Source organism: Amycolatopsis sp. VC5-11, assembly GCF_037034185.1.
GTDB classification, from domain to species: Bacteria; Actinomycetota; Actinomycetes; order Mycobacteriales; family Pseudonocardiaceae; genus Amycolatopsis; species Amycolatopsis nivea.
In genome coordinates, this window is sequence record NZ_JBAGKF010000005.1 from 59246 (window position 1) to 84410 (window position 25165).

General features: G+C 69.2%; 22 protein-coding genes. 8 read left to right on the top strand and 14 right to left on the bottom strand.

Going from position 1 to position 25165, the window contains the following annotated elements; translation table 11 throughout:
• Positions 1 to 98 precede the first annotated feature (98 nt).
• From WA670_RS17530 to ppgK, 7 genes are all read right to left on the bottom strand, one after another.
• Positions 99 to 1034, bottom strand: a complete 936-nt coding sequence (locus WA670_RS17530; RefSeq protein WP_205673274.1) for a DUF3592 domain-containing protein — start codon at positions 1032 to 1034, stop codon at positions 99 to 101.
• Positions 1035 to 1114: 80 nt separating this feature from the next.
• Entirely contained in the window at positions 1115 to 2806 is a 1692-nt protein-coding gene (locus WA670_RS17535) for an ABC transporter family substrate-binding protein (RefSeq protein ID WP_134731131.1), read from the bottom strand.
• A gap of 40 nt (positions 2807 to 2846) precedes the next feature.
• Complete coding sequence (locus tag WA670_RS17540; RefSeq protein ID WP_037819153.1) at positions 2847 to 4979, bottom strand: ABC transporter ATP-binding protein; 2133 nt, start codon at positions 4977 to 4979, stop codon at positions 2847 to 2849.
• Positions 4976 to 5983: an ABC transporter permease gene (locus tag WA670_RS17545; RefSeq protein WP_336158287.1), complete on the bottom strand. Its 1008-nt coding sequence runs from the start codon at positions 5981 to 5983 to the stop codon at positions 4976 to 4978. The genes WA670_RS17540 and WA670_RS17545 overlap by 4 nt, the downstream gene beginning before the upstream one ends.
• Positions 5983 to 6960: an ABC transporter permease gene (locus tag WA670_RS17550; protein ID WP_037819149.1), complete on the bottom strand. Its 978-nt coding sequence runs from the start codon at positions 6958 to 6960 to the stop codon at positions 5983 to 5985. The genes WA670_RS17545 and WA670_RS17550 overlap by 1 nt, the downstream gene beginning before the upstream one ends.
• Positions 6961 to 7574: 614 nt before the next feature.
• The gene (locus WA670_RS17555; RefSeq protein ID WP_134666455.1) at positions 7575 to 9002 is read right to left on the bottom strand and encodes an RNA polymerase sigma factor; all 1428 of its coding nucleotides are present in this window, start codon (positions 9000 to 9002) and stop codon (positions 7575 to 7577) included.
• 222 nt (positions 9003 to 9224) lie between these two features.
• Positions 9225 to 9986 carry a polyphosphate--glucose phosphotransferase gene (gene ppgK / locus WA670_RS17560; RefSeq protein ID WP_037819144.1) on the bottom strand — a complete coding sequence of 254 codons (762 nt, stop codon included), beginning with the start codon at positions 9984 to 9986 and terminating at the stop codon, positions 9225 to 9227.
• A 64-nt stretch (positions 9987 to 10050) separates the two neighbouring features.
• On the opposite strand from ppgK, the gene WA670_RS17565 reads away from it, so the two are divergent.
• Positions 10051 to 10878: an inositol monophosphatase family protein gene (locus WA670_RS17565; RefSeq protein ID WP_134731129.1), complete on the top strand. Its 828-nt coding sequence runs from the start codon at positions 10051 to 10053 to the stop codon at positions 10876 to 10878.
• 34 nt (positions 10879 to 10912) lie between these two features.
• Here the strand turns inward: WA670_RS17565 and cei are convergent, their stop codons facing one another.
• Positions 10913 to 11596 (bottom strand): envelope integrity protein Cei, encoded by a 684-nt coding sequence (gene cei, locus WA670_RS17570; RefSeq protein WP_336158288.1) that lies wholly within the window; start codon positions 11594 to 11596, stop codon positions 10913 to 10915.
• 509 nt (positions 11597 to 12105) lie between these two features.
• On the opposite strand from cei, the gene WA670_RS17575 reads away from it, so the two are divergent.
• Positions 12106 to 12414, top strand: a complete 309-nt coding sequence (locus WA670_RS17575) for a DUF4193 domain-containing protein (protein ID WP_013224476.1) — start codon at positions 12106 to 12108, stop codon at positions 12412 to 12414.
• Positions 12415 to 12962: 548 nt separating this feature from the next.
• Here the strand turns inward: WA670_RS17575 and WA670_RS17580 are convergent.
• Positions 12963 to 13448 (bottom strand): DUF3093 domain-containing protein, encoded by a 486-nt coding sequence (locus WA670_RS17580; RefSeq protein WP_336158289.1) that lies wholly within the window; start codon positions 13446 to 13448, stop codon positions 12963 to 12965.
• A gap of 24 nt (positions 13449 to 13472) precedes the next feature.
• On the opposite strand from WA670_RS17580, the gene dut reads away from it, so the two are divergent.
• Both dut and WA670_RS17590 read left to right on the top strand, forming a co-directional pair.
• On the top strand, positions 13473 to 13976 hold the full coding sequence (gene dut / locus WA670_RS17585; RefSeq protein WP_043838363.1) for a dUTP diphosphatase: 504 nt from the start codon (positions 13473 to 13475) through the stop codon (positions 13974 to 13976).
• Positions 13976 to 14641: a DUF3710 domain-containing protein gene (locus WA670_RS17590; protein ID WP_037819129.1), complete on the top strand. Its 666-nt coding sequence runs from the start codon at positions 13976 to 13978 to the stop codon at positions 14639 to 14641. Before dut ends, WA670_RS17590 begins: the two co-directional genes overlap by 1 nt.
• Before the next feature lie 63 nt (positions 14642 to 14704).
• Here the strand turns inward: WA670_RS17590 and WA670_RS17595 are convergent, their stop codons facing one another.
• Positions 14705 to 15412, bottom strand: a complete 708-nt coding sequence (locus tag WA670_RS17595; protein WP_336158290.1) for an alpha/beta hydrolase — start codon at positions 15410 to 15412, stop codon at positions 14705 to 14707.
• 104 nt (positions 15413 to 15516) lie between these two features.
• Between WA670_RS17595 and WA670_RS17600 the strand changes: the two genes are divergently transcribed.
• Entirely contained in the window at positions 15517 to 15897 is a 381-nt protein-coding gene (locus tag WA670_RS17600) for an OB-fold nucleic acid binding domain-containing protein (RefSeq protein ID WP_009075573.1), read from the top strand.
• Positions 15898 to 15906: 9 nt separating this feature from the next.
• On the top strand, positions 15907 to 16653 hold the full coding sequence (locus WA670_RS17605) for a DUF3159 domain-containing protein (RefSeq protein WP_037819126.1): 747 nt from the start codon (positions 15907 to 15909) through the stop codon (positions 16651 to 16653).
• Positions 16654 to 16706: 53 nt separating this feature from the next.
• Here WA670_RS17605 and WA670_RS17610 read toward each other — a convergent pair whose 3' ends face one another.
• Both WA670_RS17610 and WA670_RS17615 read right to left on the bottom strand, forming a co-directional pair.
• Complete coding sequence (locus WA670_RS17610; protein WP_009075577.1) at positions 16707 to 17363, bottom strand: potassium channel family protein; 657 nt, start codon at positions 17361 to 17363, stop codon at positions 16707 to 16709.
• The gene (locus WA670_RS17615; protein WP_037819124.1) at positions 17363 to 18028 is read right to left on the bottom strand and encodes a potassium channel family protein; all 666 of its coding nucleotides are present in this window, start codon (positions 18026 to 18028) and stop codon (positions 17363 to 17365) included. Before WA670_RS17615 ends, WA670_RS17610 begins: the two co-directional genes overlap by 1 nt.
• 96 nt (positions 18029 to 18124) lie before the next feature.
• Between WA670_RS17615 and WA670_RS17620 the strand changes: the two genes are divergently transcribed.
• Positions 18125 to 20173: an APC family permease gene (locus tag WA670_RS17620; protein ID WP_134666449.1), complete on the top strand. Its 2049-nt coding sequence runs from the start codon at positions 18125 to 18127 to the stop codon at positions 20171 to 20173.
• Entirely contained in the window at positions 20170 to 21360 is a 1191-nt protein-coding gene (locus WA670_RS17625) for a class I SAM-dependent RNA methyltransferase (protein WP_336158291.1), read from the top strand. The genes WA670_RS17620 and WA670_RS17625 overlap by 4 nt, the downstream gene beginning before the upstream one ends.
• Before the next feature lie 706 nt (positions 21361 to 22066).
• Here WA670_RS17625 and WA670_RS17630 read toward each other — a convergent pair.
• Together WA670_RS17630 and WA670_RS17635 are read right to left on the bottom strand one after the other, a co-directional pair.
• The gene (locus tag WA670_RS17630) at positions 22067 to 23620 is read right to left on the bottom strand and encodes a GMC family oxidoreductase (RefSeq protein ID WP_336158292.1); all 1554 of its coding nucleotides are present in this window, start codon (positions 23618 to 23620) and stop codon (positions 22067 to 22069) included.
• Complete coding sequence (locus tag WA670_RS17635; protein ID WP_037819112.1) at positions 23617 to 25143, bottom strand: APC family permease; 1527 nt, start codon at positions 25141 to 25143, stop codon at positions 23617 to 23619. Before WA670_RS17635 ends, WA670_RS17630 begins: the two co-directional genes overlap by 4 nt.
• Between the last annotated feature and the right edge of the window lie 22 nt (positions 25144 to 25165).

The following is a 25165-nucleotide window of genomic DNA, read 5'->3' on the forward strand; positions in this document are numbered from 1 at the left end:
GGCCTTCAGGACAAGGCAGGGTCGCGAGGGACGGGTAGACCCGTCCGGGTTCCTAGGGCCGTTCGAACGACATGGCGCGACTGTAGCAGCGAATCCGCTCAGAGTGACGGGTCCGAGCCGCGCAAAGCGGCCCACCAGAACCCGAACGCCGCGATCAGCACGCTGACCGTCAGCCAGCCCGCGAATCCGCTCCCGTCGACCAGCGCCCAGAACGCGCCCACCACCGGGGCGACCGCCAGCACCGGCAGGTCGGCACGGAACTGCCGCGCGAGCCGTACCGGCGTGGCAGCGGCAAGTGCGCGTTCCTCGTCCGGCTCGGAAGGGTTGTCCAGGCGACGGCCGCGAGGCTCGCCCGTGCGCACCGAACCCGCTGGGTACAGCACCTCGTCGTTGATCCGGACGGCAACGTGGCGGTCCGTACGCAGGTCGCCCAGCACCTCGACGCGCGAAGGCGACGGCAGGCCGATCAGCGTCGGCGAGAAATACACCGGGATCCAGCGCGGCGTCGCGGTGTCGGTCTCCAGCCACGACCGCGTCAGCAAGCCGCGCTGCACCTTCACCCGGCGCATCGGCACCGACGCGCTCGCCTTGCGCCGAGAGGGCTGCACGAATCGCGTGAAGAGCAGGAAGCCGTTCACCGCCAGCATCGCGAGCACCGCGACCACGGTGACGGTCGCGTACGTCGAGGCACGGTCGGCGGTCACCAAAGCCGAAGCGCCGGTCGTGACCGCGCGCGAGGGGGCCGACGGGTCGTAGCGCACCGGAACCTTCGTGCCCAGCGGCGGGGGAGTGGTGTCCAGTTCGACCGCCGCGCTCGCTTCCGGCTGGTTCGGCACCGGGAACCGCACGGTGACCGTGTTGTCGTCGACCCGCGAGACGATCCCGGTCGCGTTCACCGTCAGCCCCTGCAGCCGCGGCCGGGCGCTGTTGAATTCCAGCAGCTGCACCACGAACACCGCGGCACATGCGACGAGCACGACCGCGCTCGTCACCAGGATGTGCCGCACCGGCCGCAATCGCAGGAACTTCCGCACAAGGATCACCTTAACTGTCCAAAAAGGAAGGAGCGGCGCGGGGAGTCCGCGCCGCTCCTTCGATTCCCGCTGGGGGAGGATTACTTCACGAATCCGATCTTCGGGTAGTCGTACGGGTTGTTCGCGTAGCCCGGCGAACCGAAGTTGGCCACCGTCTTGCGGACGGCGAAGGCTCCGACCGACTGGAAGATCGGAAGCTGGTGGCCCAGCGCCCAGATCTCCTTGTCCGCGGCGTTGATGTCCGCGGCCCGCTTGGTGTCGTCCAGTTCCTGCGCGGCGGTGTCGAGCAGCTGGTTTTCCTTGTCGCTGCCGATCCGGCCGTAGTTCTGGTTGACGTTCTTCGGGTCGAGGTAGTAGATGCCCTTGCTGCCGCCGATCGGGAACGAGTTCGAGATCCAGCGGAACAGCGTGAGGTCGAAGTTGCCGACGTTCACGTAGTTCTTGAAGAACTCGGTCGACGGGACCGCGACGATGTCGATGCCCACGCCGATCGCCTTCAGCTGCGACTGCAGGATCTGGCCGGTCTGCTGGCTGATCGGGGTGCCCGACGGGATGACCAAGCGCAGCTTCAGCTGCTTGCCGTCCTTGGCGCGCAGGTCGCCGGACTGCTTCCAGCCCAGCTTGTCCAGCTCGGCCTTGGCCGCGTTCTGGTCGAACTTGTACGGGCCGCTGTTGTCCTCGTAGGTCTTAGATCCCTTGAGGAACAGGTGGTTGCCGATCGGCGTCGTGTCCTTCTGCATCTGGCCGAGGATCGACTTCGCGATGGTCACCGTGTCCACGCCGCGCATGACCGCCAGCCGCAGGTCCTTGTCCGCGAGGATCGAGGACGGGGCGCCGTTGAGCGTCATGTGCGTGTAGTCGGGGTAGGCCGACTGGCGCACCACCGCGTTCGGGTCCGCCTGGGCCCGCTTGAACGCGTTGATGTCGTTGTTCAGCGGGTAGAAGTCGATCTGCCCGTTGGCGAACGCGTCCGCCAGCGCGGGACGGTCCACGACCTTGTAGGTCACGGTGTCCAGCTTCGGCTTGTCGCCCCACCAGTTCGGGTCGCGCTCGAACACCGCGGTCTTGGCGGTGTAGTCGACGCTCTTGATCTTGAACGGACCCGCGGTGATCTGGGCCTTCTGCGCCCAGCCCTTGTTGAAGGTGTTGGCGTCGGCCATCGCCTCCTTCGGGTACAGCGGCGAGAACAGCGACTTCCACTCCGCGAACTTCTTCGCGAAGGTGACCTTGACGTCGAGGTCGTCAGTGCCCTTCTCGACCTTGGCGATGTCCTCGTAACCCGTGGTGCTGGACACCTGGTAGGCGGTGTCCTTGCCGTTCAGCGCCTTCGCCATCGCGGCGAAGTCCTCCCAGGAGAACTGGCGCCCGTTGCTCCACTTGGCCTTCGGGTTGATCTTGTACTCGATGACCTGCGGGTCCTTGCTGACGATCTCAGCAGAGGTCAGGTAGTTCTTGTCCAGGCCGACCGTCGCGTCCGCGTTCTGCGGGAACGGGTAGGGCAGGATCGCGCCGAACATGCTCGCGCCGTCCAGGACCGTGCCGTCGACCTGGTAGTAGTTCCAGTTGTCCGGCAGCTGGTCGACCGGCCACTTGAAGTCGCCGCCGTCCTTCACCTTGTCCATCGGCTGCGCGTTGATGTCGGCGGTCTTGACGCCCGAGGAACCGGTGTCCTGCAATCCCTTGTCGCCGCCGCCGCTGCCTCCGCCGCAAGCGGCGAGCAGGAGCCCCAGAGCGGCAACGGGGGCCACGATCGCGGCCATTCTCCGTCGCATGTGTTTACCTTCCTTCTTCTGGTGTGCCAACGGATCGTGGCTACACGACTTCGCGGGTTTTGGCGTAGTGGCACGCGACGTCGTGGTCCTCGGCGCGGGATTCGCGCGGAGGTTCGACGTCGACGCACTTCTTCTTGTCCTCTTCGGACAGTTGGGAGAAGACGAAACACCGGGTGCGGAACCGGCAGCCCGACGGCGGGTTCGCCGGGCTGGGCAGGTCGCCGGTGAGGATGATCCGGCCGCGTTCGCGTTCCTTGGCCGGGTCCGGGATCGGAATCGCGGACAGCAGCGCCTGCGTGTACGGGTGCTGCGGCGCCTCGAAAACCGTGCGGACGTCGCCGATCTCCACGATCTTGCCGAGGTACATCACCGCCACGCGGTCGGCGATGTGCCGGACCACCGACAGGTCGTGCGCCACGAACAGGTACGACAGGCCCAGCTTGGCCTTCAGCTCGTCCAGCAGGTTGATCACGCCGGCCTGGATCGACACGTCGAGCGCGGACACCGGCTCGTCGAGCACGATCAGCTTCGGCTCCAGCGCGAGCGCCCGCGCGATGCCGATGCGCTGGCGCTGCCCGCCGGAGAACTCCGCCGGGTACCGGTCGGCGTGTTCGGGCCGCAGCCCGACCAGCCCGAGCAGTTCCGGCACCCGCTGGTCGATGCGCTCCTTCGAGAACCCGTGCGTCACCATCGGCTCGGCGATGATGTCGCCGATCGGCAGCCGGGGGTCGAGCGCGGCCATCGGGTCCTGGAAGACCACCTGGAGGTCGCGGCGGATCGACTTGCGGTCCTTGCCCGCGAGCTTCGCCACGTCCTTGCCGAGCACCGCGACCGAACCGTGCGACGGGGCCGCCAGTTCGAGGATCTCCATCAGCGTGGTCGACTTGCCGCAGCCGGATTCCCCGACCAGGCCCAGGGTTTCGCCCTCGACGATGTCGAAGGTGATCCCGTCGACCGCGCGCACGACGCCGACCTTGCGCTTGAAGACGGTGCCCTTGCTGACCGCGTAGTGCTTCTGCAGGTCCTGCACGTCCAGCACGGTCGAGCGCTCGGTGCGCGGCAGGGACGCGACCTCGGCCTCCTCGATCACCTCGGCCCCGTAGACCTCGGCGGCGTCCGCGTCGGGACGGGCGAGTTCCTCGGTGCGGATGCAGGCGGCCCGGTGCGTCGTGTCGACCGGCGCGTTCGGGTTGCCCGGCGTGATCGTGAACAGCTCCGGCTCGGCCGTCCGGCAAGCGTCGATCGCCAGCGGGCAGCGCGGCGCGAACGGGCAGCCCTGCGGCAGGTTCACCAGCGACGGCGGCTGGCCCTCGATCGGCACCAGCGGCTGCTTCTCCCGCGCGTCGACGCGCGGAATCGAACCGAGCAGGCCCAGCGTGTACGGCATCCGCGGCTGGGCGTAGATCGTCTCGACCGGACCCTGTTCCACCGCGCGCCCGGCGTACATCACCATCAGCCGGTCGGCGAACCCGGCGACCACGCCGAGGTCGTGCGTGATGATCACGATGCCCGCGCCGGTGACCTCCTGCGCGGTCTTCAGCACCTCCAGCACCTGCGCCTGCACCGTCACGTCGAGCGCGGTGGTCGGCTCGTCGGCGATGATCAGGTCCGGGTCGTTGGCGATCGCGATGGCGATCACCGCGCGCTGGCGCATGCCGCCGGAGAACTCGTGCGGGAACGCCTTCGCCCGCGCCGCCGCGTTCGGGATGCCGACCAGGTCGAGCAGTTCGACCGCGCGGTTGTTCGCCTGCTGCTTGGTGATCGTGCCCTTGCCGTGCACCAGCAGCGCTTCGGCGATCTGCGCCCCGACGGTGTACACCGGGGTCAGCGCCGACAGTGGGTCCTGGAAGACCATCGAGATCTTCTTGCCGCGGATCTTCGACAGCTCGGTGTCGGACTTGCCGATCAATTCGCTGTCCTGGAACCGGATCGAGCCCGAAACGCGCGCCTGCGGCGGCAGCAGCCCCATCACCGCCAGCGACGACACCGACTTGCCCGAACCGGACTCGCCGACGATGCCGAGCACCTCGCCGGCCTCGACCTGGTAGTTCAGCCCGCGCACCGCGTGCACGCGGCCGGACTCGGAGGGGAAGGACACTTCGAGGTCGGAAACCTCGAGCACGGTGCCAGTCGGCTTGCCCGTTTCCGCGCTCAGTTCGAGTGCGGCGCTCATGCTTCTGCTCCCACGGTCTGCGTCGAGGCGGTCGACTGGGTTTTTTCTTCGATCCGCTTGCGTTCCTTGCGCCGCGAACGGCTGGACGACGGGTCGAGCGCGTCGCGCAGGCCGTCGCCGACGAAGTTCACCGCGAGCACGGTGAACACCAGGAAGCCGGCCGGGATGTAGAACAGCCACGGGAACGTCCGGACCGCGTCGGAACCCGCCGAGATCAGCGTGCCCAGCGAAACGTCCGGAGCCTGCACGCCGAAGCCGAAGAACGACAGCGACGTCTCCATGATGATCGCGACGCCGACGTTGATCGTCGCGTCGATGATCAGCAGCGAAGCCATGTTCGGCACGATGTGCTTGAAGATGATCCGCCACGGGGACTGGCCCATGAACTTGGCGGCCTTCACGAACTCGCGCTCGCGCAGCGTCAGCGTCATGCCGCGGACGATGCGGGCGGTGATCATCCACTGGAACAGCGCGATCAGGCCGACCAGGATCAGCCAGGTCTTGCCGCGGAAAGCGGGCGACAGGATCGAGATGATCAGGAACGGCGGCAGGATCAGCAGCAGGTCGACGACCCACATCGACACCCGGTCGGTCCAGCCGCCGAAGTAGCCCGCCGCGGAGCCGACGATCGAGGCCACGCCGGTGGAGAACAGCGCGGCCAGCAGGCCGATGGTGAGCGACTTCTGCAGCCCGCGCATGGTCTGCGCGAACATGTCGCCGCCGATCTGGTTGGTGCCGAACCAGTGCGTGCCGTCCGGCGGCATCAGCGTCGAGGTCGGGTCCAGTTCGTCGTAGCCCCACGGCGAATACCAGCTGTAGGTGAACGCCAGCACGTAGAACAGCAGGATCACGACGAGCCCGACGAGGGCCAGCTTGTTGCGGAAGAACCGGCGGGCGACGAGCCTGCCCCGGCTGGAGGACTTCCCGGTCTGCTGCGAGGTGTCCGTTTCGGTGGCGGCGACGGCCGAGTCGGCGAGGTCGGCCTCGTTCAATGGGGCGGCCATCAGATCCTCACCCTCGGGTCGAGCGCGGCGTAGAGCACGTCCGCGAGCCAGCCGGCGAGCAGCACGCAGATCGCGATGAACAGGGTCACGGTGGTGACGATGTTGGTGTCCTGCTTCTGGATGCCGGTCACCAGCCAGTCGCCCATGCCGTACCAGCCGAAGATCTTCTCGGTGAAGACGCCGCCGGTGATGAGCAGGCCGAAGCCGAACGCGAACAGCGTCGCCATCGGGATCAGCGCGGTGCGCAGGCCGTGCTTGAACAGCGCGCGCCTGCGGGTGAGGCCCTTCGCCTGGGCGGTGCGCAGGAAGTCCGAGCCGAGCACGTCGAGCATCGCCGAACGCTGGTAGCGGCTGTAGTAGGCGACCTGCGTCAGCACGATCGCCAGGGTCGGCACGATGATGTGCTGCAGCCGGTCGAGCAGGACGTCGCCGAAACCGCCGTCGACCGCGCCGCCCTCGCCCTGCACGATGAAGAACTGGTAGCCGTCGAGCAGGTTGTCGTTGACCGACTGCGCGCCCGCCTTGAGGATCGTGGCGATCACGAACACCGGCGTCGACAGCACCACGAAGGAGAACGTGGTGGCGATGTAGTCGCTGATCTTGTACTGCCGGATCGCGCTGACCACGCCGACCAGCACGCCGATGATGATGCCGATCGTGATCCCGAGCAGGAACAGCCGCAGGCTCACGCCCGCGCGGCGGAACAGTTCGTCGGTGATCGCCTGATCGGCCACGGTGCGGCCGAAGTCGCCCTGGAACACGCCGCCCAGCCAGGTGAAGAACCGGTGCGGGATCGCCTGGTCCAGGTGCAGCTCGGCGGCCTTGGCGTCGATGGTCGCCTGCGGAGCCGGCGGATTGCGCAGCTTGAGCGCGTCCAGCGGGCTGAACGACAGCGACGCCAAGGAGAACGCCGCGAAAGTCGCGACGAGGCACAGGGCGATGTAGTTGACGAGTCTGCGGAGGAGGAACCCGATCACAGTTGCCTCGCTTCACCGGGGCCGGAGGATCCGCTCCGCGCCGCCGGGCATCCCTGGCTCGCTCGCGATTGAGTTTTCGTCGAAAACACTGGGCGGTGCTGCCTTCCAATACTGACGCTCGTTGTGGGCGCAGCTTAATGGCGATCACTCGTTGCGATCTTCGTTTTCAGGCAACCAAACAATCACGATTTCCGTGTTCGGGCAGAGAACAACCGACTTTCGCCTCTTGCCCGGGTCCCAGTGTCGCGGTGGGTGCGCGACTGTGCACCGGCGATGAGTATTCCGGAACGGTTCCGGGGGTTCCGGGTGAACGGTTGTGAACAGGAAACGGACACGCGCGCAACACCGCCGCGCCGAGTCGCCGCGGACTTGCATGTTCGGGTGCACGTTCGCCCGCCGCGATTCACTGCGCGGATTACCCTTGCGCCGCAGCGTAATTCGCATCGGGATCCGGTGTCGCCGGGTTTTCCGGAGTCGTCCGCGTCCACTGTGGTCAGACGAAGGAAGGATTTCGCGGAAATGCCGGGCCGATCCCGCGGCGGCGTTGTCGGTAAACGCAGAAACCCCGCCGCCGCGTAGTGCGGGGCGGGGTTTCTCGCGGGAACCGGAGAAGCTCAGTCCAGGTAGTCGCGCAGCACCTGCGAACGCGACGGGTGACGCAGCTTCGACATCGTCTTCGACTCGATCTGCCGGATCCGCTCGCGCGTGACCCCGTAGACCTGGCCGATCTCGTCGAGGGTGCGCGGCTGGCCGTCGGTGAGGCCGAAGCGCAGCCGGACCACGCCCGCCTCGCGCTCGGACAGCGTCTGCAGCACCGACTGGAGCTGGTCCTGCAGCAGCGTGAACGACACCGCGTCGACCGCGACGACCGCCTCGGAGTCTTCGATGAAGTCGCCGAGCTGCGAATCGCCCTCGTCGCCGATGGTCTGGTCCAGCGAGATCGGCTCGCGCGCGTACTGCTGGATCTCCAGGACCTTCTCCGGCGAGATGTCCATCTCCTTGGCGAGCTCCTCGGGCGTCGGCTCGCGGCCGAGGTCCTGCAGGAGTTCGCGCTGTATGCGGCCGAGCTTGTTGATGACCTCGACCATGTGCACCGGGATGCGGATGGTGCGCGCCTGGTCGGCCATCGCGCGGGTGATCGCCTGGCGGATCCACCACGTGGCGTACGTCGAGAACTTGTAGCCCTTGGTGTAGTCGAACTTCTCCACCGCGCGGATCAGGCCGAGGTTGCCCTCCTGGATCAGGTCCAGGAACGCCATGCCGCGGCCGGTGTAGCGCTTGGCCAGCGACACGACCAGCCGGAGGTTCGCCTCCAGCAGGTGGTTCTTGGCCCGCTCGCCGTCGCGCACGATCCACTTGAGGTCGCGGCGCATCTGGGTGACGAGCTTCTCGCCCTCCTCCTCGGCGGTGCGCACGCGCTCGGCGGCGTAGAGCCCGGCCTCGATCCGCTTGGCGAGCTCCACCTCCTCCTCGGCGTTCAGCAGCGCGACCTTGCCGATCTGCTTGAGGTAGGCGCGGACCGAGTCGGCCGACGCGGTGAGCTCGGCGTCCTTGCGCGCCTGGCGCAGCGCCTCGGACTCCTCCTCGTCCCACACGAAGTCCGGGTTGTCCGAGGACTTGCCGCCCTTCTCGGCGGCGCTCGCGCGGCGGCGGGCGGCGGTGGACGTCGCGGCGCCCGCGGCCCCCTCGGTCGCCTCGGCCTCGTCCTCGGAGTCGTCGTCATCGTCGTCGGTCTCGTCGTTGACCGTCTCGTCGACGACGTCGACCTCGACCTCTTCGAGATCGGACAGATCCGGGCTGTCGAGTTCGGCCTCGTCGAGGTCGACCGGGCCGTCGGGATCGCCGTCGTCGGTCTTCGGACCCTTCGCGGCGGCCTTCTTCGCCGGAGCCTTCTTGGCCGGAGTCTTCTTCGCGCCCGCCGGCTTCGCGGCGGTCTTGCGCGCCGGGGACTTCGCCGCTCCGGTGGCTGCCTCGTCGGCCGGCTCGCCGGCTTCGGTCGCTGTCTTCGTCCCGCCTCGGGTTGCGGTTCTTGCGGCTGCCACTTACGCCCTTTCGCAGCGGTCGATCATGACGAGCCGAGATGTCGCCACCTCAGCTGCCTCACATTCGGGGAACACGCCTCGGCCTGCGGTTTTGCCTCCGCAGCTCCTGCGCCGTGTTCCATTGTAACGACGTCGGCCCACTGCGTCGCGAAGCGATCACCCTCCGGCCCCCTTCCCGGCGCCTCCCGGTGACCGGTCCGAGACCCGGCGCGGACCCGGCGGTCAGTGCCCGGCGCCCTCCGCGGCGGCCGCGGCGGCCCCGACGATGCCCGCGTTGTTCTGCAGCGACGCGACGACCACCGGCGTGCGGATGTCCAGCAGCGGCACCCACTTCTCGGCCTTCTTGCTGACGCCGCCGCCGACGATGAACAGGTCCGGCCAGATCAGGTTCTCCAGCACCGAGAGGTACCGGTGCACCCGCTTGGCCCACTGCGGATACGACAGGCCCTCGTTGTCCTTCACCGAAGCGGCGGCGCGTTTTTCCGCGTCGTGGCCGTCGACCTCAAGATGGCCGAATTCGGTGTTGGGCACGAGCTTGCCGTCGTGGAACAGCGCGCTGCCGATGCCGGTGCCGAAGGTGAGCAGCGCGGTCACGCCGGTGCGCGCGGCCGCGTCGCCGAAGCGGATCTCGGCGAGGCCCGCGGCGTCGGCGTCGTTGAGCATCGTGACCTCGCCGACGCTCTTGCCGAGCCGCTTCGCGAAGAGCGCCTCGGCGTCGGTGCCGATCCACTTGTGGTCGATGTTCGCCGCGGTGTGCGCGGTGCCCCTCTTGACCACCGCGGGAAGCGTCACGCCGACCGGGCCGTCCCATTCCGCCGCGCGGACGATCTCGGCGACGACGTCCGCCACCGCGTCCGGCGTCGAGGGCTGCGGCGTTTCGATCCGGTGCCGGTCCCCGATGAGCTGTCCCTGTTCCAAATCGACCAGCGCGCCTTTGATCCCGCTGCCGCCGATGTCGATTCCGAAACCTCGGGTCGCCGTCACTGACGTGGTCCCTTCTCGCACGATTCAGAAGTCTGCTGCGGAGACTTTAACCGGATGTGGTGACATGGCGGGCGTGGGAGTTGACGAGGCGATGCTGAACGACCTGAAGAACACCTCCGAACAGGTCGCGGTCGAGGCCGCGCACCTGGTCCGGACGGCCTGGGTGCGGATGCGGTCCGGCGGCGAGGTCGCGGTGGACACGAAGTCCGCTGAGACCGACGTGGTGACCGCGGTGGACCGGGAGTCGGAGGAACTGGTCCGCGCCCGGCTGGAGCGGATCCGGCCCGGGGAACCGGTGCTCGGCGAGGAAGGCGGGGGAGCGCTCGGGGGCGGCGTCACCTGGGTGGTCGATCCGATCGACGGGACCGTCAATTTCCTGTACGGCCTGCCGGCCTTCGCGGTGTCGATCGCGGCGCAGATCGACGGGGTGTCGGTCGCGGGAGCGGTCGTGGAGCCGGTGAGCGGCCGGCGCTGGACGGCCGTCCGCGGCGGCGGTGCGTGGCTCGACGGCGAACGGCTGTCGGTGTCCGCGGCGGACCGGCTGGACCTGGCGCTCGTCGGGATGGGCTTCTCCTACGCGCGGGACCGCCGGATCCGGCAGGGCAAGCTGACCGCGGACCTGGTCGGCCAGGTCCGCGACATCCGCCGCCGGGGCGCGGCTTCGCTGGACCTGTGCGCGGTCGCCGCCGGATGGCTGGACGGATTCTTCGAGCACGGTCTGCACCGCTGGGACTGGGCGGCCGGAGCGCTGGTGGCGCAGGAGGCGGGCGCGACGGTGCTGCTGCCGGGCGAAGCGGCGGATCTGGGGGAGGACGCGACGTTCGCGGCCTCGCCGGGGATCGCGACGGAACTGCGCGCGGCGCTGGTCGCGGGAGGCGCGGCGGAGGTGTGACCGCGGGCCGGGCCTGCTGACCTCGTTCGCGGGGTCAGCAGGTGACGGAGCGCGCCGAGGCCAGGAGCGTCTGGTCGATCACCGGCGCGCCCGGACTGGCGGACTGCTCGCTGCTGCCGCCCCCCTGATGCGCCTGCGACCAGGCGGTGAGCTGCTTGAGGATCTTGACCGCCTCGGGCCGCGGCTGGACGTCGGTGAAGAGCTTGCCGGTGGCCAGGTCGACGGAGGCGTCCTTGCGGGTGTCGTGCACCAGTTCCGCGCAGGGGACCACCAGGCTGACCGTGCGGGCCGCGGCGGCACCGTTGTCGCCGTACCGGATCTGGCCGCGGCAGCGCGCGTCGCCCTTCGGGTACGCCGGGTCGTTGGCGGGGTCCCCGATCGCGGTGAAGCCGAGTTCGCGCAGCGCGTTGGTGGCGATGCTGCCCTGCCCGCGCGTGCTGCTGGCGTTGAGCACCTTCAGCGCGACCTTGTCCGGGGGCATCGGCGACCGGTCGTCCAGGCCGTTGTGCGGGACCGAGGTGTAGGTGATCCCCGGCGGCGCCTTGGGCTCCGGGCTGCAGCGCACCGCCTCGTCGATGTCGCCGCGGCCGACCACGGCGTTGACCCAGACGAACACCGCGCCGAGCGCGAGCACGCCGATCACGATCAACGCGGGCAGCGGACGGTGCTTGCGGTAAGGCCGCGCACCACGGTTCCCCGCCCCGTTCCCCGACGCCACCTGCCCCGTCCCTTCCCCTCGCAGAACCGGCCGCGGTCGCCCCGCCGCGCCTCGCGGTAACCGCCAGCGTACGCACCGGCGTGGTAGCCGGTGAGCCTAGGCGCTGTTCGCGACGCGCGGTGTCGCGGGTCACCTTCACCCGTTCCGCGTAATGCCCCTCGGTGGCGATCGCACCACGGACGGCTCCGCGCGAGCAAGCCGACTCGGCGGCGAGGTGATGTTTACGACGCCGGGGCAACCCGAACGGAGGACAGGCGTCTCACCTGCGCGTTCCCCCTCCCGGGTGACGCTGGACCGGCAATGTCCGACTCGGTGCGAGACGCGTCCGGCGGTGAGCTACCCTTCCCGGGCTCCGGCCGCAGAACGAGGCCCGCCAGGCTGAGACCTGGGTCACTCGCGGGCCGGGCACAAACAGGGGCGCTGGAACGTTGACCAGCGGCACGACCGGTATCGGGCGCCTCCGGAACCGGTGCAGGACGACACGCTGAATCGCAGGGGTGAGGGACACCATGGCTACCGACTACGACGCTCCGCGCCGCAGCGAAGCCGACGAGCTGGCCGAAGACTCGTTGGAGGAGCTGAAGGCCCGGCGGAACGAGAACCAGTCCGGCGTCGTCGACGTCGACGAGGACGCGACCGCGGAGAACTTCGAACTTCCCGGCGCGGACCTTTCCGGGCTCTCCGGGGAAGACATGACCGTGAAGGTCGTGCCGAAGCAGGCGGACGAGTTCACCTGCTCGGTCTGCTTCCTGGTGCACCACCGGAGCAGGCTCGCCGAGGACAACGGCGGCAGGCTGATCTGCCGCGATTGCGCCTGACCTGGGGATTTTCACAGGGAGATCTAGGGGAGATTCACGGGGTCAGCGTTTTCGCGGTCTTGGGAAGACCGGGTAAGCACGGGGGTCGGCCGGTTGGTCGGCCCCCTTACTCGTGTTCGGGGGGTCTGGTTCGGCTCGTCGCCTGGCGGCGACATCGCTTGTGGGTGCGTGGGGCACCCCGAAGCTTGATTGTGCTGACGGTTCGGGGGTGCTTGTCAAGGCGGGAAAGATGCCTTGACAAGCACCCCCGAACCGCAGATGCGCTTCGTATCGGGGTGCGGGGGAGGTGTGGGTGCCTCGCTCGTTGAGTGCACTGGCCGCGGGTGGGGGCTGGGTGCCTCGACCGTTGGGTGCACTGGCTGCGGTTGGCGGGTGGGATAGCGCCCCAATGTGGCATTGGGTGCATGGGACGCACCCAATGTGGCGTTCGGTGCATCTGACGCACCCAATGCCGCATTGGGTGCGTGTTCCGGCGGCGGTGGGGCCGTGAGGGGAACCCTGGGGGAATCAGCGGCTGTGAGGGTTCCCCTCACGGCCGGCGCGTGGGGTCAGGCGTTGTTGCGGAGCAGTTCCACTACTCGCTTGGGTTTGCGGGTGCTGAAAAGCCAGTACGGGGTGGGGTCTGCCGGGTCGGTCAGGGTGATGCGGACTGCGGGGCCTACCCAGCCTCGGTGCAGGACGAAGGCGGCTGGGTCGCCGTCGCGGCCCAGGGCGTGGCGTTTGGCGTCTTTTTCCACGACGGTGATCTCGCCGACGTAGCGGAGCGGCAGGTGGGCGTCGCCGACCCAGAGTTCGGGGTCGTCTCCGCTGGTGATCTTGATTTTCGCCCTGCCCAGCGAGAGCAGGAGGGCGGCCATGACCGGCACGGCGATCGCGAGCGGGATCCACAGCGGGATGGACGGGTAGCCCAGGTGGACCTCGACGCCCAGCAGGATCGCGCCTGCCATCGGCAGGGGCCAGCCCCACCACGGCAGGTAGAGCCGTTCGGAGTGTGCGACGACGCCCGTCGCGGCGGTGTTCACGCGGTCAGCCACAGGACAAGGGTAGTCTCGCCGCCCGTGTCCAGCGTTCAGGTCCTCCTCCAGCGGCTCGACCCCGAAGTCCCGCCGCCCGCCTATGCCCGGCCCGGCGACGCCGGGGCCGATCTCGTCACCACCTCGGATATCGTGCTCGGACCCGGAGAGCGCGGGGTCGTCGGCACCGGGGTCGCGATCGCGCTGCCCGCCGGGTACGCCGGGTTCGTGCATCCTCGCTCGGGGCTCGCGGCGCGCGTCGGATTGTCCGTGGTGAACACTCCCGGCACGATCGACTCGGGCTATCGCGGCGAGATCAAAGTCTGCCTCGTCAATCATGACCCGCGCGAGAAGATCGTGCTGGCGCGCGGCGACCGGATCGCGCAGCTGGTGGTCCAGCGGGTCGAGCACGCGGAGTTCGTCGAGGTCGCCGAACTCGAGACGACCGAACGCGGCGCGGGAGGTTACGGCTCGACCGGCGGGCACGCCACACTGGCACCCGGCGCCGGAGACACCGGCGCGGGCACCGGGGAAGGAACGGAACGATAGTGGGGATTTTCGGACGCAAGCGCCGGTCCGGCGACGACGAGACCGGAGGCGTCGCTTCCCAGCGCGGCGAGAACGCCGAAGCTGACGGCGCCGACGACGCGCTCGAACCCGAGGACCAGCTTTCGGAGACGACCGACGGCCCGTTCGACGCCGCCGAAGCCGAGGAAGACGGCATCCCGCGCATCGACCTGGGCTCGGTGCGCGTGCCGGTGCCCGACGGTTCGCAGGTGCAGGTCGAAATGGACCCGGAGGAAGGCGGCGTGCGCGCGGTGCACGTCGTGACCGAGGTCGGGCAGATCACCGTCAGCGCCTACGCGGCCCCGAAATCCGGCGGCCTGTGGCGCGAGGTGAGCAACGAACTGGCCGACCAGCTCCGCGCGGACGGCGCGAAGGTCAACGTCGGCCGGGGCGAATGGGGCATGGAACTGTCCGCGATCGTCGGCGACGTGGCCCTGCGCTTCGTCGGAGTCGACGGCCCGCGCTGGATGCTGCGCGGCGTGATCGCGGGCCCGCAGTCCACCGCCTCGCAAGCTCCCGAGGTGCTGCGGGCGATCGTGCGCCGCACTGTCGTGGACCGAGGCAACTCCCCGATGCCGGTGCGCACCCCGCTGCCGATCACCCTCCCGGACGCGGTCGCCCAGCACATCGCCGAACAACAGGGCTGACCGCTTTCGCTCTCCAGAAGGCCCTCGCGGACACCGTTCCGCGAGGGCCTTTTCGGCGCATCCTCACAACGCCCGCAAAAACGCCAAAACAGTCGCCCGCCCCAACGCCTCGCGATCCCGCCCCATCGCGGCGAGCGACGTCTCCCCGTACCGCCCTCGCGGCAACGCGCGAGCCCATTCCCGGGCAACCGAAGCGGGATGAACCGGATCATCCGCGCATCCGCCCACCCCGGCCGGAACGCCCACGCCCCGCAAGTCCGCCAAAACCGGCGCGGCTCTCCCCGCCGCAGCCCGCAACCCGGCCTCCAGCCCCGCCCCGTGCCGCCGCCAAGCCCGGTCCAGCTCCTCCGCGAGCCACCCCGGACTCCCCGCCGCCGCCTGCGCCAGCGCCCCGTCCACCCCCTCGGCGGCCACCAGATCCGCTGTGACCGTCGCGGCCAGCGCCGCGGGTGCTTGCCCGGATTCCCCGTTCCAAGCCGGGAGCGCCGCGAGCAGCCCCCCGCAACGCCCCGGATTCGCCGCCGCCCACTCCGCCGCGAGATGCGCCCCGAACGAGATCCCGCCCACCAGGACCGTCCCGTGCCGGTCAGCGAGACGGTCCAGTTCGGCCAAAAACGCTTCCGCGAGACCCGGTCCGGGCGCCGGCGCGGGCGTGATCATCGGCACGCCGAGCGCCGCGAGCGGGCCGCCGAACACCGAGCGCACGAAGATGTCGTCCGAGCCGGTGCCGGGAAGCAGGACGGCGGCCGGGAGACGGATTGCGGACGTCACGTTGCGATCTTGCCGCAAACCCGTTTCCCTGGCTGAGACCGCAGCTACGCTGGAATACGCACGGGCCGAACGAAGTCGGGGGCCCCGGAGCACAGGAGCACACCATGTCCGCCAAGGACGGCGGCTACTTCAGCCGGTTGGTTCGCAAGCTGACCAGCGACGTCGAGGACCTCGACGCCGACGAGATGTCCGAGAGGTCGGGTGCCGAAGGCGCGCAGCGCGCCTGTGACTGCCGGTCCGGCGAAGAGGTGACGGTGCTCGGCAGGCTCCGCAGCGTCGAGCTGTCGCCGACCGACGGGCCCGCCTCGCTGCAGGCGGAGCTGTTCGACGGCACGCAGGGCGTGACGCTAATCTGGCTGGGCAGGCGCCGGATTCCCGGCATCGAGCCCGGCCGTACCGTCAAGGTTCGCGGCCGGATGGCCGAACGGGACGGGCAGAAGGTGCTCTACAACCCGTATTACGAACTCCAGAGCCCGGTAGGGTGATCAACACTCGTGACTGAACCCGCTGCTCCCCGCGACGACAAGGACGCGCCCGGAAACGGGGACGAGCCCGAGCGGCAGCCGACGCTGATGGAGCAGATGGGCGGGGTTTCCGGCCTGTTCTACTCCTCGGTGCCGGTCATCGTGTTCGTCCTGCTGAACGCGTTCTTCGGGCTCACCGTGGCGATCTGGGGCTCGATCGGCAGCGCGGTGGCGATCACCGTCCTGCGCGTCGTGCGCAAGGAGCCGCTGCAGCCGGCCATCTCGGGATTCTTCGGCGTCGCGATCGCGGCGTTCATCGCGTTCCGCACCGGGTCCGCGAAGGGGTTCTTCCTCTTCGGCATCTGGGCGAGCCTCGCGTACTGCGCCGTGTTCGTGATCTCGGTGGTGGTGCGCTGGCCGCTGGCGGGCGTCGTGTGGAACGCGCTCAACGGCAACGGCACCGCCTGGCGCAAGGACAAGCCGTCCCGCTACGGCTACGACGTCGCGACGCTCGCGATGGCCGTCATCTTCGCCGCCCGGTTCGTGGTGCAGCGCTGGCTGTACGACGGCGACCAGACCGGCTGGCTCGCGTTCGCCAAGATCGCCATGGGCTACCCGCTGTACGCGATCGGGCTGCTGGTGGTCGTCTGGGCGGTCCGCCGGTCCGACAAGCGGCTGAAGGCGCTCGCCGAGGAAGAACCGGAGCCGGAGACCGACGCGCAGGTCGAGGCGCGGCTGCGGCAGAAGTACGCGCAGGCGCCGACTCCGGAGACCTGATCCGACTTACGAAAAAAGGGCGGACCCGTCGCGGGCCCGCCCTTTTTCGCGTCTCAGTAGCCCAGCGCCGTCCGGATCTCCGGCTCGACGTCCGAGGTCGCGACGAACAGCAGCTCGTCGCCCGCCTCGAGCGGGTCCTCCGGCTGCGGCACGATCACCCGGTCGCCGCGCAGGATGGTCACCAGCGCCGCGTCGCGCGGCAGCGCCAGTTCGCTCACCGGCTTGCCCGCGAGCGGCGTCTCCTCCGGCAGGGTGAGTTCCACCAGGTTCGCCTGCCCCTGGCGGAACGTCATGAGCCGCACCAGATCGCCGACGCTCACCGCCTCCTCGACCATCGCGGCGAGCATCCGCGGGGTCGACACGGCCACGTCGACGCCCCACGCGTCGGTGAACAGCCATTCGTTGGCCGGGTTGTTCACCCGCGCCACCACGCGCCGCACGGCGAACTCCGTCTTCGCCAGCAGCGACACCACGAGGTTCGCCTTGTCGTCGCCGCTCGCCGCGATCACGACGTCGCAGCGTTCGATGCCGGACTCCTCGAGGATCGACACCTCGCACGCGTCGCCGAGCACCCAGTCGGCCTGCGGAACGGATTCCGGCTCGAACTGGTCGGCGTCCCGCTCGATCAGCATCACCTGGTGGTTGCCGTCGATGAGCTCGGCGGCGATGGACTGCCCGACGGCGCCCGCGCCCGCGATCGCGACCCGCATCAGTTCTCCTCCTCGGGGGCGCGAGCGGCCAGGCTCGTCACGTCTCCGACGGTGCCCGAACGCGCCGCCACCCACACGTCGTCGTCGGCCTGCACGACGGTTTTCGCGTCCGGCAGCACCGGGGTGCCGAACCGCATCATGAACGCGACCCGCGCGCCGGTGGTCTCCTGCAGCTCGTGCACGCTGCGGCCGACCCAGCCCTCGTGCAGCGGCAGTTGCAGCAGCGCGACGTTGCCGGACGGATCGCGCCACGCGGAGGCGACGCCGTCGGGCAGCAGGGTGCGCAGGAACCGGTCGGTCGTCCACGGCACGGTCGCGACGGTCGGGATGCCCAGCCGTTCGTAGACCGCGGCGCGCTTGTGGTCGTAGATGCGCGCGACCACGTGCTCGACGCCGAAGTTCTCGCGCGCGACCCGCGCGGAGATGATGTTGGAATTGTCGCCGCTCGAAACGGCCGCGAAAGCGCCCGCGCGCTCGATCCCGGCCTCGACGAGCACCCGGCGGTCGAAACCCGCCCCGACGACCTGCTGGCCGTGGAAGTCGCTGCCCAGCCTGCGGAACGCCTGCTGGTTCTTGTCGATGACGGCCACGTCGTGGCCGAGCCGCTCCAGCGCCGCGGCCAGAGACGCGCCGACGCGGCCGCATCCCATGATCACCACGTGCACGCTTAGCCTCCTCGCAGGGTGCGGATGACCCGTCGGTGGGTACCCTCGGACACCAGCGCCGAACCTACCTTGCGGCGACCCGGTTACGCTCTCGTGGTGTCGAAGTTCCCGACAGTGCTGAAGCGACTGGTCCTAGGGCGCCCGTTCCGCAGCGACCGTCTCGCCCACACGTTGTTGCCCAAGCGCATCGCGCTGCCCATTTTCGCCTCCGACGCGCTGTCCAGCGTGGCCTACGCGCCGGAGGAGATCTTCCTGACGCTGAGCGTCGCGGGCCTGTCCGCGTACGCCTTCGCGCCGTGGATCGGGGTCGCGGTCGCGCTGGTCATGCTCGTCGTCGTGGCGTCGTACCGGCAGAACGTCCACGCGTACCCGAGCGGCGGCGGCGACTACGAGGTCGCGACGACCAACCTCGGCGGGAAGTTCGGCCTGACGGTGGCGAGCGCGCTGCTGGTCGACTACGTGCTGACCGTCGCCGTGTCCACTTCGTCCGGCGTCGCGAACATCGGCTCGGCGATTCCGTGGGTGGCCAACCACAAAGTGCTCGCCTCGGTCGTCATCGTGGCCGTGCTGACTGCGCTGAATCTGCGCGGAGTGCGCGAATCCGGCAAAGCGTTCGCCATTCCGACTTACGGGTTCATCGCCGGCATCCTGCTGATGGTCGTCTGGGGGCTCTTCCAGACCGTCACCGGCACCGAGATGCGCGCCGAGAGCGCGGGTTTCACGCTGCACGAGGAAGGCAACTGGGCGGGCATCGCCTTCGTCTTCCTGATCCTGCGGTCGTTCTCCTCCGGCGCGGCGGCGCTGACCGGGGTCGAGGCGATCAGCAACGGCGTGCCCGCGTTCCGCAAGCCGAAGTCGAAGAACGCGGCCACCACGCTGCTGCTGATGGGCGTGCTGGCGGTGACGATGCTCGTCGGCATCATCACGCTCGCGATCGTCACGAAGGTGAACTTCGCCGAGGACCCGGCGCGGCAGCTGGCCGGCGCGCCTCCCGGCTACGAGCAGAAGACGATCGTCGCGCAGATCGCGCACGCGGTGTTCGCCGACTTCCCGCCCGCGTTCTACTACATCTCGTTCTCCACCGGCATCATCCTGCTGCTGGCCGCGAACACCGCGTTCAACGGCTTCCCGGTGCTCGGCTCGATCCTCGCCCAGGACCGCTACCTGCCGCGGCAGCTGCACACCCGCGGCGACCGGCTGGCGTTCTCCAACGGCATCCTGTTCCTCTCGATTTTCGCGCTCGTGCTGATCATCGCGTTCGACGCCGAGGTCACCCGGCTGATCCAGCTGTACATCGTGGGCGTGTTCGTGTCGTTCACGGTCAGCCAGGCGGGCATGATCCGGCACTGGAACCGGTTGCTGGCCAAGGAAACCGACGCGGCGGCGCGGCGGCGGATGCGCCGTTCGCAGACGGTGAACGCGATCGGCCTCACCATGACCGGCACCGTGCTGGTGATCGTGCTGATCACCAAGTTCCTGCTCGGCGCGTGGATCGCGATCGCCGCGATGGTGGCGATTTTCGCGTTGATGACCGCGATCCGGAAGCACTACGACCGGGTGTCCGAGGAACTCAAGGACATGGGCGACGCGCCGACCGTGCTGCCCTCGCGCAACCACGCGATCGTCCTGGTGTCCAAACTGCACCGGCCGACGCTGCGCGCGCTGGCGTACGCGAAGGCGATGCGCCCGGACGTGCTCGAGGCGGTGACGGTCAATGTGGACGACGCCGACACCCGCGCGCTCACCCACGAGTGGGAAGCGCACAAGTTCAAGGTACCGTTGAAGGTCGTCGAATCCCCGTACCGGGAAATCACGAAGCCGGTGCTGGATTACGTGAAGCGGGTCCGCGGCGCCAACCCGCGCGACGTCGTGACGGTGTTCATTCCGGAGTACGTCGTGGGGCACTGGTGGGAGCAGGTGCTGCACAACCAGAGTGCGTTGCGGCTCAAGGGAAGGCTGCTGTTCCAGCCCGGCGTGGTCGTGGCGAGCGTGCCGTGGCAGCTGGAGTCGTCGCAGAAGGCGGTGGCGCGGCTGCGCAAGGCCCGTCCGTCCGCCGGTGACGTCCGGCGCGGCTTTACGCCGACGACGCCGCGTCCCCCGGACGCCCCGAAGCCAGCCCCTGCGACAAAGGAATCATCAGAATGACCGAGAGCTGGCTAGGCCGGATCCTGGAACTGGAAGTCGGCCCAGTCGCGCACGGCGGGCACTGTGTGTCGCGTGTGGACGGACGAGTGCTGTTCGTGCGGCACGCGCTGCCCGGCGAACGCGTCCGGGCCGAAGTGACCGAGGACAAGGGCGGCTCGTTCTGCCGCGCCGACGCGATCGAGGTGCTGAGCGGGTCCGAGCACCGGGTGACGCCGCCGTGCCCGCTCGCCGCTCCCGGCGGTTGCGGAGGCTGCGACTGGCAGCACGCCGAACCGGCCTACCAGCGGGAACTGAAGGCCGCGGTGGTGGCCGAACAGCTGCAACGGCTCGCCGGGATCACCCGCGACGTGGTCGTGGAACCGCTCGAAGGCGGCCCGCTCGGCTGGCGCAGCCGGGTCCGCCTCGTCGCCGGACGCGACGGCCAGGCCGGGTTGCGCGCGCACCACAGCCACCGCGTCGTCCAGATCGACGACTGCCCGATCGCGGTGCCGGGCTCGCTCGACACCGCGCTGAGCAAGCGCTGGCGGCCGGGCACCGAACTGGAAGTCACCAGCGACGGCGAGAACCACCTCCACCTGCGCGAACTCGCCACCGTGCGCGGGCGGACGCAAGGCAAGCAGCTCTCCGGCGGCATGGCGATCCAGCACGCGGCCGGCCGCGACTGGCGGCTCGACGCGCACGGCTTCTGGCAGGTCCACCCGCAGGCGGCGGACACGCTCGCGGAACTCGTGCGGGAGTGGGCGGCCGCGCCACGCGGCGGGGTCGCCTGGGACCTGTACGCCGGGGTCGGCCTGTTCGCCTCGGTGCTAGCCGACCAGGTCGGCCCGGACGGCCAGGTGCTGGCCATCGAATCCGGCCGGCGCGCGGTCTCCGACGGCGAGCGCAACCTCGCCGACCTGCCGCAGGTGAGCTGGCGTTCCGGACGCGTGGAACACCTCATCGGAGACGCCCCGACGCCGGTCGACGTCGTGGTCCTAGACCCGCCGCGCAAGGGCGCCGGCCGAGCGGTCGTCAACGCGATCGCCGAGGGCGAACCGGACCGGATCGTCTACGTGGCATGCGACCCGGCGGCTCTCGCGCGGGATGTGCAGTTCTTCTCGGAGCACGGGTATTCGCTGACGGATCTGCGGGCTTTTGACGCTTTCCCGATGACGCATCACGTGGAGTGCGTGGCGCTGCTGCAGTGACTTTTATTGCGCCCGTTGGACATTGGCTGCCGCGGCGAGTCCTGTCGCGGCCAAACCACGGGAGCGTGATCACGAGGTAGCGCAGGAGGATTCCCGCTACCGTGATGCCGGTCAAAGTGGTGAACGCCAGCGGTTCGCCTTGGCGTCGGCGGATGGTCAGGATCGCCAGCGCGAACGCTCCGATGCAGGCCAGCCGGAGGTCGGGTTCCACGGTGCCCCCGGCGGATAGTGCGCGGTCGGTAGAGCAAGCCCGACACCGCCGACCGCAGCGATCGCCCCGGCCTACGCGAGCGCCTGATTTCCTGCCATGCAAGGAAGTCCACGTTGCTGGGCCGTGGTTTTCGCCCAGCCTGGTCTCCTCACGAGGCCAGATGCGGACGGGGGCTGACTCGGCGTTTGGCAGCTTCCTGCCTTCGATTTCGCTGCTGTGCAACGAAATCCGCGGTTCGTGCGGCGCCGGGCGAAGGTGACTGTTGGTAACGATTCGGTTACCCGAGAACCTCAGCGCTCTCGCTGGCGACTGACCTGATGTGCATCGGAAAAGGTGCGCTCCGGCAGCCGCCGGAAGACGAGGCGAGGAGTGGACATGATTCTGCGCGCGATGCTGGCAGCGGCACGTGCTCTGGTGATTGGCCGTCGGACCAATCCGGCAAACCGGGGCGAGCGGGTGGTGGGGCCTAATCGGACACCACCACCCGCCGCGAGGTCAGCCCCGGTCTTCCTTCAGCATGTCCGCGCACTTCTCGCCGATCGCCATCGTCGTGATGCACGGGTTCACCGTCACGAGGAACGGCATCACCGAAGCGTCGGCCACCCGCAGGCCCTCGACTCCGCGGACCCGCAGCCGCTCGTCCAGCACCGCCTCGGGGTCGCCGTCCGCGCCCATCCGGGCCGTGCACGCCGGGTGGTACACGGTGTTGTGCGTTTTGCGCAGGTAGTCGGCGATCTCGTCGTCGGTCGTGCAGTCGCGGCCCGGCGCGAGTTCCACGCCCGCCCATTCGTCGAGCGCGGGCTGCGCGGCGATCTCGCGGGCGAGCTTCACGCCGTAGGTCATCACGCGCATGTCGTACTCGTCGGTGAAGTACCGCGGGTCGACGCGGGGCTTGTCGCGGAAGTCGCGCGTGCGCAGCCGCACCGTGCCCCGCGAGCGGCTGCGCGTCACGTTCGGCGTGAGGCAGAAGCCGTTCTCCGTCGTCGGGTAGCCGTGCCGGACGGTGTTCATGTCGAAGGGCACCGAACCGTAGTGGAACATCAGGTCCGGGCGGTCCAGGCCCTCCTCGGTCATGGTGAAGATGCCGATTTCCCACCACTGCGTGGATTCGGTGACCATCGGCTGCAGGGCGTCCCACATCACCAGGCCCTCGGGGTGGTCCTCGAGGTTCGAGCCGACGCCCGGCGAGTCCACGAGCACCTCCACGCCGACCTCGCGCAGGTGGTCGGCGGGCCCGATGCCCGACAGCATCAGCAGTTTCGGCGTGTCGATCGCGCCGGAGCTGACCACGACCTCGCGGCGCGCGGTGATCGTGCTGTGGTGGATGAGGTCCGCGTCCAGCACCTCGACGCCGGTGCAGCGGCGGCCGTTGAACAGCAGACGTTTCGCGCGGGCGCCGGTGCGGATTTCCAGGTTCGGCCGCTTGCCCATGATCGGGTGCAGATAGGACACCGACGCCGAAGACCGGGTGCCGTCCTCGCGGGCGTTGATCTGGAACCAGTTCGCGCCGTGGGTGACGGTCTTGCCGGAGTTGAACTCCGTCGTCGGGATGCCCGCCTGGGCGCACGCCGACAGCAGGGCCGCGCCCGCCGGGTCGTGCGGCGGGACCGACCGGATGGTGACCGGGCCGGAGCGGCCGTGGTGGTCGCCGGGGCCGTCGTTGGTCTCGAGCCGCTGGTACAGCGGGAAAACGTCGGCGGCCGACCAGCCGGGCAGGCCCATCGAGGACCATTCGTCGAGGTCTTCGGCCGGGGCCCAGAAGGCGATGCACGAGTTGTGCGACGAGCAGCCGCCGAGCACCTTCGCGCGGGCCTGGCGCAGGTAGGAGTTGCCCGCCTCCTGAGGTTCCACCAGGTAGTCCCAGTCGTACCCGGATTCCAGCAGACTCATCCAGCGCGTCAGCTCCAGCACCTCCGGCACGTCCGTGTCGGACGGCCCGGCCTCGAGGAGGCAGACGGTCACGTCCGGATCCTCGGACAGCCGGGCGGCCACCACCGATCCGGCCGTTCCGCCGCCGACCACCACGTAGTCGAACTCGCTTGCGCTCACCGGGAAACCTCCTCATCGGGCGCCGGGGCGGCGGCGTGGTCCGCCAGCACCCCGACCTTGTGCCGTTGCACGAACCAGTAGTAGGCGAAGCCGCCGGCCGCGAAGACGCCGACGAACAGCACCGAAATCCACTTCAGATACCAGTGGAAGGGCGGGGAAGCGTTGTAGATCTCGTTGCGGGGCCAGGCCAGGTTGACCGTCATCGCGCCGCCCCACAGCACCGCGAGCACGTTCACCGGGAGACCCCAGCGGCCGAGGGAGAACCGGCCGGCCGGGGTGCCCTCGCGCGGCCACCGCCCGCGCAGCCTGCGGATCAGCATCGGCACAGTCACGAGGAGGTAGGACAGGTAGATCAGGATGATCGCGAGGCTGGTCACGGCCGAGAAGATCTGCGTGGAGTTGATGTTCAGCACCAGCAGGGCGACCGCGAGCACGCCGATCACGATCGCGGGCAGCACCGGGGTGCCGGTCTTCTTGTTGACCCGCGCCAGTTTCCGGCCGCCGGGCAGTGCGTTGTCCCGTGCCATCGCGAACGCGATCCGGATCGCCGCGGTGTGCACCGCCAGCACGCACACGGTGATCGCGATGAACACGACGAACAGGAACACGCGTCCGATCGCCGGGCCGAGCGCGTCGGTGAGCACGTACTGCAGGCCGACCGTGCCGAGTTCCGGTGCGTTGATGTTGCCGACCGCCATGAGCGCGAACAGGATGATCAGCCCGCCCAGCACGAAGGAGGCGACCAGCGCGCGCAGGATCGCCTTCGGCGCGTTGCGGTGCGGGTTCAGCGATTCCTCGCCGAGCGAGGCGGCGGTGTCGAAGCCGTACATCACATACGAGGAGGCGATGCCGGCGATCAGGAACGCGCCGAGGTAGCCCGACGAATGCCCGGCCTCGGTGCCGTTCGTCTGGGTCACCACCGACGGGCCGCGCACGAAATGGAAGGCGAGGAACACCACCAGCAGCACCGCGAACAGCAGCTCGACGAACACGCCCGCGCTGTTGATCCGGGCCATCAGCTTCACGCCGAACGCGTTCACCAGCGTGGTGAACACGATCAGCACAGTGGCCAGCAGCACGCCGTTGGCCGCGTCGCTGGTGCCCGTGCCGTCGCCGATGAACTGGAAGAACGACGTGATCTGCGGCAGCGTCCGCTGGTAGGCGAGCGCGGTCGCGGAGATCGAGACGATCGAGGCCAGCAGCATCATCCAGCCGGCCATCCACGCGATGTGCGGGTTGCTGAGCTTCTTCGCCCAGTTGTAGACCGACCCGGCGACCGGGTACTGCGCGGCCAGTTCGGCGAAGCAGAGAGCCACCATCAGCTGCCCGACGAACACCGCGGGCCAGGACCACCAGTAGGCCGGTCCGCCCTCGGACAGGCCGAGGTAGGACAGCTGGAACACCCCGGTGAGCACCGAGATGTAGCTGATGCCGGCAGCGAAGGTGTGGAAACTGCCGAGCGTTCTCTTGAGCTGGTTGGTGTAGCCGAATTCGCCGAGTTCGCGGTCGCCGGTGTCGCTCAAGGGCACGGTCCTTTCGGTGGGG

Coding starts and splice junctions, on each gene's coding strand:
- WA670_RS17575 (WP_013224476.1), top strand. CDS start 12,106: ATGGCTACCGACTACGACGCTCCGCGCCGCAGCGAAGCCGACGAGCTG.
- WA670_RS17565 (WP_134731129.1), top strand. CDS start 10,051: ATGGCGGGCGTGGGAGTTGACGAGGCGATGCTGAACGACCTGAAGAAC.
- WA670_RS17610 (WP_009075577.1), bottom strand. CDS start 17,363: ATGCGGGTCGCGATCGCGGGCGCGGGCGCCGTCGGGCAGTCCATCGCC.
- WA670_RS17535 (WP_134731131.1), bottom strand. CDS start 2,806: ATGCGACGGAGAATGGCCGCGATCGTGGCCCCCGTTGCCGCTCTGGGG.
- WA670_RS17540 (WP_037819153.1), bottom strand. CDS start 4,979: ATGAGCGCCGCACTCGAACTGAGCGCGGAAACGGGCAAGCCGACTGGC.
- WA670_RS17625 (WP_336158291.1), top strand. CDS start 20,170: ATGACCGAGAGCTGGCTAGGCCGGATCCTGGAACTGGAAGTCGGCCCA.
- WA670_RS17600 (WP_009075573.1), top strand. CDS start 15,517: ATGTCCGCCAAGGACGGCGGCTACTTCAGCCGGTTGGTTCGCAAGCTG.
- WA670_RS17545 (WP_336158287.1), bottom strand. CDS start 5,983: ATGGCCGCCCCATTGAACGAGGCCGACCTCGCCGACTCGGCCGTCGCC.